This is a genomic window from Saccharopolyspora gregorii, assembly GCF_024734405.1.
Lineage (GTDB): Bacteria > Actinomycetota > Actinomycetes > Mycobacteriales > Pseudonocardiaceae > Saccharopolyspora_C > Saccharopolyspora_C gregorii.
Map to the genome: position 1 here is coordinate 3,777,435 of NZ_CP059556.1, position 15,099 is coordinate 3,792,533.

General features: G+C 72.3%; 13 protein-coding genes. 5 read left to right on the forward strand and 8 right to left on the reverse strand.

Features of this window, described 5'->3' with window-relative positions:
• Position 1: 1 nt before the first annotated feature.
• A complete protein-coding gene (locus H1226_RS16460) occupies positions 2-511 on the reverse strand; it encodes an SRPBCC family protein (protein WP_258341522.1) in 510 nt (169 codons plus the stop codon).
• A 596-nt stretch (positions 512-1,107) separates the two neighbouring features.
• On the opposite strand from H1226_RS16460, the gene H1226_RS16465 reads away from it, so the two are divergent.
• Complete coding sequence (locus H1226_RS16465) at positions 1,108-2,793, forward strand: UDP-N-acetyl glucosamine 2-epimerase (RefSeq protein ID WP_258341523.1); 1,686 nt, start codon at positions 1,108-1,110, stop codon at positions 2,791-2,793.
• A gap of 360 nt (positions 2,794-3,153) precedes the next feature.
• The gene (locus tag H1226_RS16470; protein ID WP_258341524.1) at positions 3,154-3,570 is read left to right on the forward strand and encodes a nuclear transport factor 2 family protein; all 417 of its coding nucleotides are present in this window, start codon (positions 3,154-3,156) and stop codon (positions 3,568-3,570) included.
• Between the two features lie 339 nt (positions 3,571-3,909).
• Here H1226_RS16470 and H1226_RS16475 read toward each other — a convergent pair whose 3' ends face one another.
• The 3 genes from H1226_RS16475 to H1226_RS16485 form a co-directional block, all read right to left on the reverse strand.
• Positions 3,910-5,988: a tetratricopeptide repeat protein gene (locus H1226_RS16475; RefSeq protein ID WP_258341525.1), complete on the reverse strand. Its 2,079-nt coding sequence runs from the start codon at positions 5,986-5,988 to the stop codon at positions 3,910-3,912.
• Between the two features lie 120 nt (positions 5,989-6,108).
• The gene (locus H1226_RS16480; protein WP_258341526.1) at positions 6,109-7,656 is read right to left on the reverse strand and encodes a CocE/NonD family hydrolase; all 1,548 of its coding nucleotides are present in this window, start codon (positions 7,654-7,656) and stop codon (positions 6,109-6,111) included.
• Between the two features lie 160 nt (positions 7,657-7,816).
• Complete coding sequence (locus H1226_RS16485; protein ID WP_258341527.1) at positions 7,817-8,458, reverse strand: DUF6801 domain-containing protein; 642 nt, start codon at positions 8,456-8,458, stop codon at positions 7,817-7,819.
• A 490-nt stretch (positions 8,459-8,948) separates the two neighbouring features.
• On the opposite strand from H1226_RS16485, the gene H1226_RS16490 reads away from it, so the two are divergent.
• The gene (locus H1226_RS16490) at positions 8,949-9,473 is read left to right on the forward strand and encodes an ATP-binding protein (protein ID WP_224962445.1); all 525 of its coding nucleotides are present in this window, start codon (positions 8,949-8,951) and stop codon (positions 9,471-9,473) included.
• 132 nt (positions 9,474-9,605) lie between these two features.
• Positions 9,606-10,250: a winged helix-turn-helix transcriptional regulator gene (locus tag H1226_RS16495; RefSeq protein ID WP_224962447.1), complete on the forward strand. Its 645-nt coding sequence runs from the start codon at positions 9,606-9,608 to the stop codon at positions 10,248-10,250.
• 6 nt (positions 10,251-10,256) lie between these two features.
• On the opposite strand, the gene H1226_RS16500 is transcribed toward H1226_RS16495, so the two are convergent.
• Positions 10,257-10,805: a helix-turn-helix domain-containing protein gene (locus H1226_RS16500; protein WP_258341528.1), complete on the reverse strand. Its 549-nt coding sequence runs from the start codon at positions 10,803-10,805 to the stop codon at positions 10,257-10,259.
• Positions 10,806-11,442: 637 nt separating this feature from the next.
• On the opposite strand from H1226_RS16500, the gene H1226_RS16505 reads away from it, so the two are divergent.
• The gene (locus tag H1226_RS16505) at positions 11,443-12,084 is read left to right on the forward strand and encodes a DUF4011 domain-containing protein (protein ID WP_258341529.1); all 642 of its coding nucleotides are present in this window, start codon (positions 11,443-11,445) and stop codon (positions 12,082-12,084) included.
• Between the two features lie 70 nt (positions 12,085-12,154).
• On the opposite strand, the gene H1226_RS16510 is transcribed toward H1226_RS16505, so the two are convergent.
• The 3 genes from H1226_RS16510 to H1226_RS16520 are packed head-to-tail and all read right to left on the reverse strand — an operon-like array spanning position 12,155 to position 14,885.
• Positions 12,155-12,430 carry a hypothetical protein gene (locus H1226_RS16510; RefSeq protein WP_258341530.1) on the reverse strand — a complete coding sequence of 92 codons (276 nt, stop codon included), beginning with the start codon at positions 12,428-12,430 and terminating at the stop codon, positions 12,155-12,157.
• Positions 12,431-12,487: 57 nt separating this feature from the next.
• Positions 12,488-13,690 (reverse strand): helix-turn-helix domain-containing protein, encoded by a 1,203-nt coding sequence (locus H1226_RS16515; RefSeq protein ID WP_258341531.1) that lies wholly within the window; start codon positions 13,688-13,690, stop codon positions 12,488-12,490.
• Positions 13,680-14,885, reverse strand: a complete 1,206-nt coding sequence (locus H1226_RS16520; RefSeq protein WP_258341532.1) for an LLM class flavin-dependent oxidoreductase — start codon at positions 14,883-14,885, stop codon at positions 13,680-13,682. Before H1226_RS16520 ends, H1226_RS16515 begins: the two co-directional genes overlap by 11 nt.
• Positions 14,886-15,099 lie beyond the last annotated feature (214 nt).

Below are 15,099 nucleotides of genomic sequence, written 5' to 3' on the forward strand. Positions count from 1 at the left end.
GTCAGCGCGCTTCGGCGAGGCGCTTGAGGTGGTCCAGGGTCGCGGTCATGTTCCGTTCCAGGTCACCCAGCCGACGCCGCACGAACTCCGCCTCCGCTTCCGGCTTCCGCTCGATCGCCGCGGTGAGCCCGGAGCGGTGCGTGCCCAGCCGGACCGCGTACTCCAGATCCGTTCCGCCGTCGCGCGGGACCAGGGCGAACCGCCAGGTGGCGATGGGATCGTCCGGGTCCGCCACCGCCCAGCCGAAGGCGCGGCCCGGCTCGCACTCGACGACGTGCGAGGTGGTCGTCCACTCCCCCAGCAGATCGTTGCGGTTGTGGCCGTGGAACCGCGCGCCGAGCCCGGGCCCGGTGGCACCGTCCAGCCACTCCACGGCCTGCAGTTCGGCGCTGGCCGCGGGCAGCAGCGCGATGTCGGACACGACCGGCCACACCTGCTCCGGGGTCGCGTCGATCCAGGTGCGCGCGCCGGCCGTCGGCCGGTCGGCGAGCCGCGCGCTCGTCCGCTCCATCGTGGAACGCCCTCCTCCGCCGCGATGGGCGGCGCGGTGCCGCCCGCGCGGAACGTTTCACCCGGCGCACCCGTGGTGTCAAGGCGCCCGCGAGCACCGGACCGGCACCGCGGAGTCCGAAGAGGACACTCCGCGGGCCTCGGCGCGCGGCGAGCGCCGTCCGTAGCATGGAGCGGTGGCAGCGAGCGGAGGACGCGCGGTGGGCATGGCATCGGCCGCACCGGCCGGAAGGCGCGTTCGAGCAGGTCAGCAGCATGATCCGAGTGCTGTGCCGGACGCCGGGCGTGGTATGATCAACACGCGACTCCGCGACTCCGCGACTCCGCGACTCCGCGACTCCGCGACTCCGCGACTCCGCGACTCCGCGACTCCGCGACTCCGCGACTCCGCGACTCCGCGACTCCGCGACTCCGCGACTCCGCGACTCCGCGACTCCGCGACTCCGCGACTCCGCGACTCCGCGACTCCGCGCCGCGACTCCGCGACTCCGCGACTCCGCGACTCCGCGACTCCGCGACTCCGCGACTCCGCGACTCCGCGACTCCGCGACGGCCCCCTCCTAGCGCCGGGCGGTCGACGCCGGGCAGCATGGGCCGGTGCTCACTCGATCGCCGGACGACACCGTGACGCGTGAGCCGCGGCGCGGCCGGGTCGCCGCGGACGAGCCGGAGCACGGCACGTTCGGCCCGGTGCGCACCGTGCTGGTCATCGCCCGCACCATCACCTCCACCGCCCGCCTGCTGGACGCGCTGCGGTTCTTCCGGGACGACTTCCGGGTGGACCTGGTGTTCACCGTGAACGACACCTCCCCGCACAGCGGCGGCGCGCTGGAGCTGCTGCGCGAGGCGCGCGCCGAGCGGATCGTCCCGTGGTCGGCGGTGCACGACCTCCCGTACGCGCTGGCGATCTCGGCGAGCGAGAACATCGACTTCGCCGAGCTGGACCTGACCCGGCCGGTGGTGGTGCTGCCGCACGGCATCGGCTTCAACAAGCACGTGCACGACCCGAAGACCGGCGGGACCAGGCTGGCCGGTCTCCCTCCGGACCACGCGCTGCGCAGCGGGAAGGTGCTGCTGACGCTGGCGCACGAGTCGCAGCACCGCCAGCTGCTGGCGGTGCGCCCGGAGGTCGCGGGCAACACCGCCGTCGTCGGTGACCCGACCTTCGACCAGTTGCGGGCGAGCCTGCCGCTGCGGGACCGGTTCCGGCGGGAGCTGGACCCGCGCGGGCGGCGCCTGGTGCTGCTGAGTTCCACGTGGGGCGGCGAGTCGGCGCTGGGCCGGTGCCGGGAGCTGGCGCGCCGGTTGTGCGCGCAGCTGCCCGCCGACGAGTACCGGGTGGTGCTGGCGATGCACCCGAACATCTGGTCGCGCTACGGCGATCTGCGGGTGCGGACCTGGTTCGCGGACGCGCTGGACGCTGGTGTGCTGCTGCTGCCGCCGGACGGGGGCTGGCAGGCCGCGCTGGTGGCCGCCGACCAGGTGGTGGGCGACCACGGCTCGGTGAGCCTGTACGCGGCGTGCTTGGGGAAACCGGTGCTGCTGGCCGCGGTCGGCTCGGAGAGCGTGCCGGGCACGCCGGTGGAGGTGCTGGCGCGCACGGCTGCGCACCTCGACGCGGACGGGGATCTGCGGGCCCAGCTGGCCGAGTCGTGGCGGGCGCACGATCCGGCGCGGTCCGCCCGGCTGGCCGGGCAGGTGTTCGCGCACCTCGGCGAGGCGACCGGGGTGCTGCGGGAGGTGCTGTACCGCGCGCTGGACCTGCCCGTCCCGGACGGGGAACCTCCGCTGCTGCAACCGGCGGATCCTCGGCCGTACCGGCGGGAACCGGCCTCGTTCGAGGTGTTCACCGAGTTCACCGGGCCGGACCGGATCGCGGTGCGGCGCTACCCGGCGGCAGTGCTGCGAGCGGATGCGCCGGTCCGGGAGTCCGCGGTGCCGCGGCACCTGGCGGTGCGGGAGGACGAGCCGCGGCTGCTGCGGCACCAGTCCGCGGCCGTGCTGGTGCGCGAGGGGACGTGCGCGGACGAAGCGGCGGCGCTGGCGTGGACCGACGCGGCGCGGGCGGAGTTCCCGGGCGCCCGGGTGCTGCTGGCCGCCCATCCGGACGGCATGACCGCTCGCATCCGAAGTGGACGGACGATGCACCTCTCCGCTCCTGGCGCCGATCCGATGCTGGTGGCATCGGCCGCGCACACGATCGTCCTCAATGGACTCATTGGCGGCGCCTTCACGATCTCCTGCGGTGCCGAGGAACTCCGGCTGACCGCCACCGAGCGCTGACCCAGTACGCGGGCTCGGAGCCACGACCGGCGGAGCCCGGCCAGAACGAGAGGCCCACGAGTGCACCCCCTCTTCCCAGCCGGAGGGGCACGGTTCGCCAAACGACGCCGGCGGCGAGCGACCGTCACGGTTCCGGTCGAGTTCCCGGGCGTCCACCGGGACGTCAGCGGTCGGACCACCGCGCCTCAGGGCAACGCGGCCGGGCGAGCGGTCGCGCTAGGCGGTTTCGTTGGGATCACTGGTCAGTTCGTGGCTGGGGAGCCTTGACACGGGCTGGGAACCGTGTGCACCGTTCCCCGGCTCGTCCGAGCCAGCCGCGGTTGGAGCCCACAGCATCCCTTCTTCACGTGAGGTCGTCCTATGAATCATCTCGCCGATCGTGCCGCCATCCATGATCTCAACACTCGTTACGCGGTTGCTTTCGACGGCTTTCGGTTGAATGAGTCCGCTGGCTGCTGGGCCGAGGATGGCGTCCTCGACGAACGCGAGACCGGCTTCGGCCTGTTCCAAGGGCGCGCGGCGATACGCGACTTCTTCCGCGACTCGCTCTTCGCCCATGCCCGCCACATCGTCCACGTCATGTTCAACCACCTGGTGACGGACATCGAGGGCAACCGCGCGACGGGGAGTGTCTTCTGCCTCGTGGAAGTGGTGAAGAACGACGGCGGCTACGTTCGTTCCCACGTCGAGTACGCGGACGAATACGTTCGCGTGGACGGACAGTGGAAGTTCGGCAGCCGCGTCATCAAGCCTTCCTTCCCGGGCGCCCCGGTGTGATCCCTGGAAAGTACGGTTTGGATCGCCTCGCGGACCACAGGAAGATGCCTGCCATGTGGAGTCCGGCCAGGTAAATATGGTCGCGGTCTGCTCAAAGCGGGTGGCGGGACCGCGCCACTTCCGGGAGCAACGGTTCGATCCGCGCCCACATCGCGTCAGTCAGCGGCATACCCGGGCCAACGATCGGCTGATCCACACGAAACCGCCTTGGCGTGGTGGAGCCGTCCGTGCCGAACAGGCCCTGCGGTGCGCCGGTTGCGGTGGTGGTGCGATCGTGCCGGGAAGGCGCCCCCGGGGTTCCGCCACCCGCCGCACCGGGCGGGATGCGAAGCCGGGCGGTCAGCCCAGCGCGGCCAGTGCTTCCCGCACGCCGGCGGCGCGGGGGCTGCCGTACCGCTCGTAGACGGCGAGCGCGGCGCGCAGGTTCTCCTGCCGCAATTCGGCGTCCCCGCGAGCGGCGGCGACGTCGGCGAGCGCTTCCCGCGCCTGCGCCGCGTAGTAGTGGTCCTCCCCCGCGGTGAGCACCGCGATGGCCTCGTCCAGCGCCGCGGTGGCCGCGTCGTGCGCACCGAGGTGGGCGTGCGCGGTGCCGATGGCGGCCAGGGCGCGCCCGGCCATCCGCTCGTCCGGCACGTCCCTGATCAGCCGCAACGCGTCCCGGAGCGTGTCGAGCGCCCGCTCGTGCTCGCCGAGGGCGTACTCGGCGCAGCCGAGGAAGTAGCCGACGAAGGCCCGGCCGCGCGCGTCGCCGGCGGCAGTGAACAGCTCGATCGCCCGCCGGTAGGCGTCGACGGCCGCGGCGGGCTCACCGGTGGCGTCGTGGTAGCGGCCGACGAGCTCGTGCACGGACGCGGTCAGCCGCGGTCGCCCGAGCCGTTCGGCGACCGGCAGCGCGGCGTCGAGCTCGGCACGCGCCCGGTCGAGGTGTCCCAGGTCGGTGAGCGCGCGGGAGGCGAAGCTGACGAGCCGCGCGGCGGCGTCGGGCCGCCCGTCGAGTTCGGCGGCGCGCACGCCGAGTTCGGTGGCGCCGACCCATTCCACCAGGTGCCGCCGGTTCACGTACAGCGCGGTGAGCGCTTCGGCGAGCTGCCAGGCCTCCCGGTTCAGCCCACCGTCCACAGCGGACCGGAGCACGGCGGCGAGCGCGCCGCGTTCCGCGTCCATCCAGTCCACCGCGTCCTGCTTGGCGCGGTCCCCGGTGAACGGTTGCCGCTGCCCCGCGAGCAGTTCGGCGTGGTCGGTGATCCGCAGCCGTCCGGCGCCGAGGACGGCGAGGTCGGCGAACGCGGCCCGGTGCAGGCAGTGCCGCACGATGCGCCGCAGCGTCGCGGCGCGGTCCTCGGCGGAGTCGTGCTGTTCGGCGAGGGCGCGGGCGTGCGCGCGCACCAGGTCGTGCATCCGGTACCGGCCGTCGCCTTCGTCGACGAGGAGGTGCGCGTCGAGCAGTTCGCCCAGTTCCCAGTGCGACCGGTCGGTGCCCGCGGCCGCGGAAACCAGGTCGCGGCCGAATTCGCCGACCGGCAGCAGCGCCAGCCGCCGGTACAGCTCGGCGGCCGCGGCGGGCAGCATCTTGCAGGCCACGTTGAACGGCGAGGTCAGGCGCGCCCCGTCGGCGCGGTTCTCGGCGACCAGTTCGGCGACCCGCAGGCTCGGGTGCTTGCGCAACGCGGCCGCCATGGACCGCAGTATCTCGGGGAATCCGCCGCACAGCCGGGCGAGTTCGCGCATCGCCGCCGGTTCCTGCTCGGCACGGCGCGTCCCGCACAGCGCCTGCATCAGCGCACTGCCCGCCTCGTCGCCGAGCGGTTCGATCTCGACGACGGAGGTTTCGTCGAGCAGCAGTTCGCTGAGCCGCCGGTTGCTGGTGACCAGCACGGAGCTGCCGGGCGCGTTCGGCACGAACGGTTCGACCTCGGCGGGTTCGGCGACGTCGTCGAGCAGCACCAGCAGCGGTTTCCCGCTGGTCCAGGTCTGGTAGAGCTCGGTGCGCCCGGCGAGCGTCGCGGGCATCGCCTTGTCCTGCACGCCGAGCCGCCGCAGGCAGTCGCCGAGCGCGTCGCTGATCGCCGCCCCGTCCGCGCCGCGCAGCGACCCGAAGTCCACGAACAGCTCGCCGCCCGGGTACGCGTCGACCTCGCCCGCGACGTGCCGGGCGGTGGCGGACTTGCCGACGCCGGGCAGCCCGGTGAGCATCACGATCTTCGAACCGCGGGTGCCGTCGCTGTGCGCGAGGTGTTCGCGCAGCCGCGCGCGTTCCCGCTCCCGGTTCACGAAGTCGCCGGTCAGCGGCCGGATCTCGTGCGGGGTGCGCGCCGGGCCGGTGCCGAAGTAGTTGTCGCCGTAGCGCGCGCCCGCCTGCACCACGGGCCCGCCGACCGTGCCCGATGCGGAATTCGCGATCTCCGGCCCGTCGCTCATGCGCCATCCTCATCACCCGGCGGTAGTCGGCACCCCACCGTACGCGACCGCCTGGCGCCCGAGGTCGAACTCGGCCGGAGCGACGGGCCGGAGTTCGCGCCCGCCCGGGTTCCGCGCCGGTCAGGCGAGGGGGACGTCGAGGGTGGCGGGGGTGGTGAGCGTGGTGGGCGGGCCCGGGGGTTCGGTGGCGTAGCGGGGGTCGACGGTGTCGACGACGAGGGCGAGGCGGTGGCCGGCGGGGACGTGCCACAGCGCGGGTTCCAAGGTGAGGTCGACCGCGCGGGGTTCGCCGATCGTGCTGCGGCGCAACGTGATCGGCTTGTGGGTGATGAGCTTGCCGCCGCCCGCCGGGTCCACGTCGTAGAGGTAGCCGACCAGCGAGGTCGTCTCCGCGCGGGGGACGACGGTGGCGTGCAGCGCCGCCGCGCCCGCGACGGTGACGCCGGTCGGGTAGGGCTCGGTCTGCCACACGCCCGCCGCCGCGCGGTCGAGCAGCCCGACCGGGGCGAGCGGCGGGATGCCGGTGAACTGCTGGAGCAGCCCGTTGACGAAGATCGTGCCGCTGTCGGCGGCAGTCGGGACGCCGGTGCGGACCTCGCGCCGCCACGCCGGTTGCGGCCGGTCGGACAGCAGCCCGGAGGCCGTGAGGTGCCGGGTGTCGACGGTGCCGGTGACCGACTCCCAGTCGGGGTGGTCGCGCCACGTGCCGCCGCTGATCGGCGCGAGCCGCACCGGGTTCTCGGTGTCGACGCCGTTGTCCGCGCCGCGCAGGTGGTGGTCGAACCAGCGGCGGGCGGCGTCCCACACGTCGTTGGGGAGCCCGGCGGCGCCGAACAGGTCGGGGGTGGCGTGGTCGCCCGGGGACAGCAGCAGGTGCTTGGGGCCGGTGAGCCGCCGGTAGAGGTCGGTGATCTGCCCCGGCTGGAACAGCGAGTCCTCCCACGCGTTCGCCAGCAGCACCGCGGTGCCGTTCGCGTTGAGCCGGTCGACCTCGCGCAGCGGGGACCGGTCGTCGCCGAGGTGCAGCACGTCCTCGACGCGGTCCTCCCGGTAGGCGCGTTCCAGTTCCCGCAGCTCCGGGCCGAACCGGCCGGTGACGTGCCCGACGGCGAGCAGCGCTTCGGCCGCCTGGGTGCTGACGGTCTCGTTCGGGTAGAGGGAGGCGAGCAGGTCGCTCCAGCCGCTCATCGCCGCCACCGCCCGCACCCGCGGGTCCGCGGCCGCGGTGAGCACGCTGATCCCCGCGCCGTAGGAGATGCCGCCCATCCCGATCCGCCCGGGATCGGCGCCGGTGTTCGCCAACGCCCAGTCGATGACCGCGGAGGCGTCCCCGACGTCGGCCGGGCCACCGACGTCGACGGCTCCGCCGGAGGCGTAGAAGCCGCGGGCGGTGTAGGTGACCACCACGTACCCGGAGTCGTAGGCCATGCCTGCGGCGGCACCGACGTACTCGATGTTCGGCGTCGCCCAGCTGGCGGGCATCACCAGCAGCGGGAACGGGCCGTCGCCGCGCCCGGTCGGTTCGATCACCTTCGCGTCCAGCGGGACGCCGTCGGCACCGGGCACGGTCCGGTGCGTGATCGCCACCCCGGGGGCCGCGGCGGCCACCGGAGGGGCGAGCAGCGCGGCGGCCAGCACGCTGGTCGCCAGGACGAGCAGACGTCGCACGGTGGGCTCCTCTCGGGTGATCCGCGGCACAGCGCACCAGTGAACCGCACCGCGAGGCACCGATTCGGTTCAGCTCGGCGAATCCGCGCCCAACCGAGATCGAGCGCGGTCGCCGGTCCCGGAACCCCGGGGCGGTCGGCACCGCCCCGGGGTCTGCGGGTCAGCTGCGGTGGGCCACCGCGGCCTCGGTGACCGCGACGGTGCCGAGCACCAGGTCCTGCCCGGGGTCGACGGTGCAGGTCAGGTCGAACGTGCCGAGCAGGGTGCCGGAACCGTCCGCCTTCTTCGGGGTGAGCTTCGCGGTGAAGGAGTCCGCGACCGACACGGTCGCCGCTCCGGCCGCCACGGGCGTCACCGCGGGCACCGGGCCGGCGGCGGTGACCACCAGCGGTCCCGAGTCGGGGATGGGCGTGCTGGGCACCGGCAGGTCCTGGATCACCACATCCTGCGCGGCGCCCGCCCCGTCGGTGACCACGGCGGTCACCGTGGCGGATCCTTCGACGGTCGCCGCGCCGACCAGGTCGAACCCGTTCACGGTGTCCTCCGGGACGGTCACCGCCGCGCTGAAGTCGGTGGCTTCGATGGGTTGGCCGGCGACCGCGGAGTCGGGCAGGGTCACCGCGATGTCGGTGCTGACCGGCCCCTTGCCGATCAGCGGGAAGTCGCAGGTGTAGCCGAGGGTGGTGGTCACCGGCTCCGCCGCGGCGGTTCCGGTCCCGATCGCGGTGGCGGCCAGCGCCACCCCGGCGGCCAGGGCCGCCCCGCGTCGTGCGGTTCGAGAGCGTTCGGCGTTCAGGTGCACAGTTCCTCCAGTCTGCGCGCGGCATCGGCGCCCGAGCTGCGGACACCGCCCGGCGTTCATTTCGGACCACTAGAGAACTTCCAGCCGCCGCGCGAACGCACGAGTTCGCGCGGGACATTCCGACTGAGATGAGAAGTGCGATGCCTGGCGGGAATTTCAATTGCCACCGGACGATTCGGACGCTACCGAGGGGAATCCCCCGGCACAACGTTCCGCGTGGAAAATCCGCTGCCCGCACCGAAATTCCGGCGCACGTTGTCACCGAGCTCATCACCACCGGCGCGGCGGTGCGCACAATGGATCGATCACGAACCCTCCGCCGCACCGCACGACGGCCCTCGCCGCGTTCGGATCGTGACTGTCGCGCGGACCGTCCGGCATGACACCCTCAGCGGCAACCCTGCCGGACGCGGGAGAAAGCCAGGTTGGCAAGATACGGAGTCCGGGTGACGACTGCGGCTCGCACCGGAGCACGACAGGAAGGAACCAGGTGAACGCCGACACCGCACAGGTCGACGACCTGCGACTCATCGCCCTGCCCACCGCGATGAACTGCACTGACATCTTCGTGCGCTTCACCCTCAGCGAGTGGTCGCTGCGGCCGCTCGCGGACGAGGCCGCGCAGACCACCCTCAGCATGGTGGACGCCGCGGTGCAGGCATCCGACCCGAAATCTCCGGGATTCCTCACGATCAGGTTGCGATTGCGCGGCGATTGCCTGGTCATCGAAGTAGAGGACGAGACCCGCGGCCCCGCTCCCGCCACGTTGCAGGAATTGGAGGGGAAGCGCACCGGCGTGGAACCGCTGCGCGGAGTCGGGAACCGCCGCTGGTGCGAACTCGCGCTGCCGCCGGGGATGAACGCCTCGGCCGTTCCGCTGCCGCGCCGCGAGAAGCGCCGCTCCCCCGCCGCCGAGGCGCTGGGCGACGAGCCGGAAGAGCTGGACCCGCAGGTGATGCAGCGACTGCTGTCCGGGTTGAACAACGCGGGCGGCGGGCACCGCAGGCCGGAGTGAGCGGAACTCCCGGACGCGGAACGGGGCGGTCTCCGCGCCTGGGAGGAACTTCGCCCCGGTGATCCCCTCGCGTCGTTCGCGCGAGGACGGCGCAGCGCCCGAGCCGCGCGGAGCGGTCCGTATCATGGGCGTGTGCCGGAAGGAGCGACCGAGGTCCGCTACGACGAGGTGTTCGTCGCCGCGGTCGGTGTGCTCAACACCCGCTGGGCGCTGCACGTCGTGCACGCGCTGAGCGCGGGCCCGCTGGGCTTCAACGAGCTGCGCAGGCAGGTTCCCGGCCCCGGCCCCAGCACCCTCAAGCAGCGGCTCTCGGAACTCGCCGACGCGGGACTGGTGCGCCGCGAGGTCCTGGACGGATCTCCGCCGCGCACCCGCTATTCGCTGACCGGACGCGGCGCGGGCCTGCGGCCGATGTTCGCGGAGATGACGGCGTGGGCGACGCGGAACGGGTTGCGCCCCACCGAACCCGGCGAGGTCTCCGGCGGCGTTCTGGGGCTGTTCCAGGAGAAGTGGGCCATCCACGTCGTGTGCGTGCTGCTGACCGGGCCGCGCGGTTTCAACGAGCTGGCGCGCGAGGTCGGGATCAGCCAGGTCACGTTGTCGCAGCGGCTCAGCGAGCTGGAGCGGCGCGGGCTGGTCGACCACGACCGCGGCGGGCGGCCCGCGACCTACTCGCTGAGCCGGGCGGGCCTGGACTTCCGCGTGGTCGCCGAGCCGCTGGTCGCGTGGGCGCACGCGCTGCACGCGCACCAGGAGCGGCCGGCCGCGCACGGCTGACCGCTTTCAGCTCTCGGCGGCGGTGCGGGGCCCGGTCCGCGGAGTGCGCCGGACCTGTTCGGGCACCACGACCTCGTCGCACCCGTTGAGGTAGTCCGGCGTGGTGCCCAGCAGCGCGGCGAGCCCATCCACGATCTCGGCGCGCGGGTTCGTGTTCCGGCCGCAGGCGAGCTGCTGCAGGTACTGCGTGGAGACCTTGACCTGCCGGGAGCGGTGCAGCTGGTCGGCCAGCGCCGCCAGCGAGCACCCGCGCTGCCGGTACAGGTCGCGGAACCGCTTGCCGAGGAACTGCCCGTCGCGGCCCGTGATGTAGGCCACGGAGGTCTTGAGGAGCCCGGCGAGTTCGGCGGCGTACGGCGGTAGCGGTGAATCGGGCGCCCGGCCCAATCTCGCGATCCTGTCCCTGGACACCACGACTCCCCGCTTGCGCAGGTCACGGGCCAATTCCGGGTAACCGTAGCCGCGCTGCTCGCAGAGCAACCGGAAACGCCGCGCGCTGACGCGCCGACCACCCGACACGACGAACACCCCCAGGAAGCGCAGGGGTTCGAGCACCCCTGGCGTCCCACTGTAAGCGCTGATCCCCTTGTATTCGGCGGGCGCCACAATTTAGGCTGCTCACCAGCAGGAATCAACTCAGCCCCGAACTCCTCATCGGGAGGGCCGCGGCTGGGCCTTCGGTGCGTCCGGCTCGGTCCGGTGCGCCGCGTTCCTGCCACCCGAGCCAGGGGGTCAGGGAGCGCCGCGCACGCGGTGCCGCGCCGGATGCGTTGTTCTGGGGGTGCATCGCATCCGGCGCGCAAGACCTCCGCGCCGAGCCCACCGCACACCGACCGGACGCGGATTCCGGCCGCCCGGCGCGCAATTTCCCCTTCCGCGCGAGGAATCGTCGCGATGGCGCGCGAACCGGGGACCCGAACCGCGGACGCCCGCCCGTTCTCCTGCTTCCGCGGGCGTTTTAACACGAAGTCCGGAACCGCTGATCCACGACCCCGTGCAACGAGCCGCGGGCCGTGCGGCACGATGCGGAAGAACCATCCGGAACTGCGCCGCACACCGCGAAGCGCTCACCCTTTCGGCCGATTGCCGCTGGTCCGGTGGTTCGAGATCCTATCGGGCTAGCCATGATCGGCGGCCCTGCACCGCGTCAGCAGGAATCAGTGCGACATTTCCGGTAGAGGAGATCCGCGGCATGCCCGCCGACCAGCACGAACAGCGCCTCGACCTCGTGCGCGCAGCAGCAGAGCAATGGGCGAAGAACCTCATCGAGTTCGGCCCGCAGAACACGTTGCTGCACTTCAAGAACACGAAGACCACGAGTTTGGACCTCGCGAATGCGAATCCCGCATTCATGCGGGATCTATTGCGCGGAAAGGCCGTCAAGCTCAGCGCGCTGTTCGAGGAGTCCGCGCTGCACAAGGACGCGTGCACTCGCGCCCGATCGCTGCTGCGCACCATGACGGCGTTCAGCGAGGAACAGGGCATCGACATCGGGAAGGTCGCGCAAGGCCTGGTCCGGGCCACGCCCCGGCACGGGTCGACGACGCAGGCGACGGCGCGGAGCACTCGGGCACCCCTGCTGCTGCGCTCGCTGCGGATCACCGCGCGCACGGCCGCGGAGAGCGAGTTCGTGCTGGAGACCGAACGGGACGTGGAGATCAACCCCGTGCTGCTGCACGCGCTCGACCAGGACTACGGCCTCGACCTCGACCTGCCCGCGTTCACCGCCGCCGTCCAGGAGGTGCTGAGCGCCACCGAGGATCCGCAGGAGCAGGTGGACCGGGTGAGCGCTTGGAGCTGGAGAAGCAGGCCGCCTTCGACGACGACACCGTGATGATGTGCTGGGCGCCGGTGCGCGCGCTGCTCAACGACCTGGAGGAGCACCTGCCTGCGGTGTCCTGACCTCACCGGCGGCCGGGACCGCGGGGCGGCGGGCGCTCGGGGAGTTCGTCGTTGCACCGCAACCACTTCCGCGCGAGCACCCGCACGTCCTCGTCGTCGTCCCAGTCGCCGCCGGTGTGCACGGTGTCGAGCAGGTGCTCGTCGTCGTGCGAGCCGCGCCGGTCACCGGAGTGCACCGTCATCACGTGCTCCCCGCGCCCCCAGCGGAACGTGTAGGACCGTCCCGCCGGGGTGCGGGCGAACACCCACGTCATCGGCAGGAACTTCTTCTTCGGCATGCCACGACGTTAGGGAGCGGAGTCCGGCGTCCGGGTAGCTTCCGTACCCTCACCTGATCAGCTGACTTGCAGCCCCCGGGCGAGTTCGCGGGCGGCAGCCGCCTCGCCGGTGGGCGGATTCTCCAGCAGTGCGGCGGACAGTTCCCGCGCCCAGCCGTTGAACCGGGTCGTTTCCGGCGCGGTGCGGTGCGCTTCGCGCAAAGTGGCCAAAGTGGACTGGCGGTCGTCCTGCTGCTCGTGCGCGCGAGCGATCTCGATCAGGTGCCGTGCCCGGCGCGGCACCGAGGTGATCCGGCCGCCGCCGAGCCTGCGCTCCGCCCGCAACGCCTCGCCGCCGCGCCGCAGGTCGACGTTGATGCTGACCGCATGCGCCCGCAGCACCGCAACGCTGAAGCTCGACTGCACGTGCCGGTATCCCGGACCGAGCGTCCGGGCCGCGGTGTCGGCGAGGTCCCAGTACCGCAGGGCTTCGCCGAGCCGCCCCTTGCGCGCCCAGGTCAACGCGCATTCCGCGAGCAGCGCGCCGCGCATCCCGTTCCACTCGTCGTCCTCGGGTCGCGCCGCCAGCAGGCGCAGCGCCCCGGTAGCGACTTCGAGCGCTTCGTCCCAGCGTCCGGACTCGCGCAGCACCTGCACCATCGCCCAGGCAGCACCACCGATCAGCTGCGGGTCGTCCGCCTCGTGGGCTTCGGTGACCGCGCGATCGACGACGAGCCACACCAACTCGGGCGCGGGCTGGTAGGCGACGTAGAAGTTGGCCAGCAGGTGTACTCCCGCGAGCAGGCGCCGCGCCTGCCTGCGCTGCGGACCGTCCTGCGCGCGCACCGCGTCCTGCGCGTCGCGGATCAGAGCGGGTAGCAGTCGTCCGACCTTCGTGCGGTGGTCCGGCGAGGCGTGCCGGAGGGTCCACGCCGATCGCAGCCGCTCCCCCAGGTGGCTCAGGTCGATGTCACCTGCCGGTGCGCGGAACCTGCTCGTGGTGAGCGCGGTCTGCACCTCCTGGAGCGCGGAGTGCGTGCTCACGCCATCGAGGCGGGAGACCTGAACCGGGTCGTGGTTCCCGGTGAGCTCGGCGAGATCGGCGATGTCGAGCGCCTTCGCCAGCCGGATCAGCGTGTGCAGCTTCGGGGTCTGCAGCCGTCCGGTCTCCACCGCCTTGACCCACTCGGCCGAACGCCCCACCAGACCGCCCAGCACGGGACGGCTCATGCCCGCCCGCTCCCTGGCCTGCTTGATCCGCCACGAAACGTCATCGCCCATGCACCCGAAGTATCCACGCCGCGGCGGTGCGACGGAACAACTCCGCCGAACGAGCGCTCACCCCGGCGAACGGACCGTTCGTCCGGGCTCGTTGGACGAACGGTCCGTTCGCTCCGCCGTCATTCGGCGGGGCGGGGCGGCGGCTCTCGTGGGTGGGTGCGTCGGGCGCGTTCGGGCCGCGGCGGTCGGCGAATTCTTTGCGGAGCACGGGGACGACCTCTTCGCCGAGCAGGTCGAGCTGTTCCAGCACGGTCTTCAGCGGCAGGCCCGCGTGGTCGATCAGGAACAGCTGGCGCTGGTAGTCGCCGACGTACTCGCGGAAACCGAGGGTGCGGTCGATGACCTGCTGCGGGGAACCGACGGTCAGCGGGGTCTGCGCGGAGAAGTCCTCCAGCGAGGGGCCGCCGCCGTAGACCGGGGCGTGGTCGAAGTAGGGCCGGAACTCGCGCACCGCGTCCTGGGAGTTGCGGCGCAGGAACACCTGCCCGCCGAGCCCGACGATCGCCTGCTCCGGCGTGCCGTGGCCGTAGTGGGCGAAGCGCTCCCGGTAGTACTGCACCATCCGCGCCGCGTGCTGCGGCGGCCAGAAGATGTGGTTGTGGAAGAAACCGTCACCGTAGTACGCGGCCTGCTCGGCGATCTCCGGGCTCCGGATCGACCCGTGCCACACGAACGGCGGTACCCCGTCGAGCGGTCGCGGAGTCGAGGTGAAGCCCTGCAGCGGCGTGCGGAACCGGCCCTCCCAGTCCACCACGTCCTCCCGCCACAACCGGTGCAGCAACGCGTAGTTCTCCAGCGCCAGCGGAATCCCCTGCCGGATGTCCTGACCGAACCACGGATACACCGGCGGCGTGTTCCCACGACCCATCATCACGTCCACCCGGCCACCCGCCAGGTGCTGCAACATCGCGTAATCCTCAGCGATCTTCACCGGATCGTTCGTGGTGATCAGCGTCGTCGAGGTGGACAGGACCAACCGCTCGGTGCGGGCGGCGACGTACCCGAGCATCGTCGTGGGGGAGGACGGCACGAACGGCGGGTTGTGGTGCTCACCGGTGGCGAACACGTCCAGACCCACTTCCTCGGCCTTCTCGGCGATGCGCACCATCGCCTGAATGCGTCCCGCTTCGGTGGGTACCGCGCCCGTGGTCGGGTCGGGAGTCACGTCCCCCACGCTGAAGATGCCGAACTGCACTGCGCCCTCCTCACCTCGCCGGCCGTCCTGGTCGCCGGTGCACCCGCTGGAACATCGTTGAAGTTTTAACTATTCCATGCCGGTCCACCGCAGGCCGTTCACGGCGGCGCCGATCACACTCGGCCACACAGACCGGAATGGAGCGTTTACAGTCCGTGCCCGCCGGACCATAGTTCTAGGCGCACGCGCGGACGCCGACCCCTGGAGAGACGAT

Excerpts from the sequence above, each read along its gene's own strand:
- H1226_RS16515 (WP_258341531.1), bottom strand. The coding sequence starts at position 13,690 with ATGGGCGATGACGTTTCGTGGCGGATCAAGCAGGCCAGGGAGCGGGCG.
- H1226_RS16470 (WP_258341524.1), top strand. The coding sequence starts at position 3,154 with ATGAATCATCTCGCCGATCGTGCCGCCATCCATGATCTCAACACTCGT.
- H1226_RS16510 (WP_258341530.1), bottom strand. The coding sequence starts at position 12,430 with ATGCCGAAGAAGAAGTTCCTGCCGATGACGTGGGTGTTCGCCCGCACC.
- H1226_RS16460 (WP_258341522.1), bottom strand. The coding sequence starts at position 511 with ATGGAGCGGACGAGCGCGCGGCTCGCCGACCGGCCGACGGCCGGCGCG.
- H1226_RS16505 (WP_258341529.1), top strand. The coding sequence starts at position 11,443 with ATGCCCGCCGACCAGCACGAACAGCGCCTCGACCTCGTGCGCGCAGCA.
- H1226_RS16475 (WP_258341525.1), bottom strand. The coding sequence starts at position 5,988 with ATGAGCGACGGGCCGGAGATCGCGAATTCCGCATCGGGCACGGTCGGC.